Annotated in this window: 2 protein-coding genes; one reads left to right on the top strand and one right to left on the bottom strand. The window is 45.7% G+C overall.

What is annotated here, in order from left to right; all coding sequences use genetic code 11:
* Positions 1-201: hypothetical protein (locus ACM0OW_RS25750; protein ID WP_414553560.1), on the top strand; the 201-nt coding region annotated here is incomplete at its 5' end.
* 338 nt (positions 202-539) lie between these two features.
* Here ACM0OW_RS25750 and ACM0OW_RS25755 read toward each other — a convergent pair.
* The coding region (locus ACM0OW_RS25755) for a hypothetical protein (protein WP_414553560.1) at positions 540-740 on the bottom strand (201 nt) is incomplete at its 5' end.

The raw sequence follows: 740 nt of genomic DNA on the forward strand, positions 1-740 counted from the left end.
ATCGCCTCTGGCGGGGCTTTGCCCATCGCACTGGGAAGAATTTGGAATTGTTGGCGGCGGCGTTATGCCTATACAAGGTGTTTGTGTGATAGCAGTGGGGAAATGCTGCTATCTATGCACAAGATATTATGTCTGAGATGCCGAGATACGGGTATGCCTATACAAGGTGTTTATGATAAGATACCGAGAATGCAGACATAGCAAGAAAGATGCCGTCATGCCTATACAAGGTGTTTGTGAGGGTATGCCGATAATGCAGAGATGCCGTCATGCCTATACAAGACGACTCGTGCTAGTGAGAATAAACGCAAGTATCCCTATCCCTATACAAAAGGGTTAACACAGTCCTTACTAACATTCCTTGTTCTCTAGAGAACAAGGAATGTTAGTAAGGACTGTGTTAACCCTTTTGTATAGGGATAGGGATACTTGCGTTTATTCTCACTAGCACGAGTCGTCTTGTATAGGCATGACGGCATCTCTGCATTATCGGCATACCCTCACAAACACCTTGTATAGGCATGACGGCATCTTTCTTGCTATGTCTGCATTCTCGGTATCTTATCATAAACACCTTGTATAGGCATACCCGTATCTCGGCATCTCAGACATAATATCTTGTGCATAGATAGCAGCATTTCCCCACTGCTATCACACAAACACCTTGTATAGGCATAACGCCGCCGCCAACAATTCCAAATTCTTCCCAGTGCGATGGGCAAAGCCCCGCCAGAGGCGAT

Source organism: Anabaena sp. CCY 0017, assembly GCF_963920885.1.
GTDB lineage: Bacteria > Cyanobacteriota > Cyanobacteriia > Cyanobacteriales > Nostocaceae > Nodularia.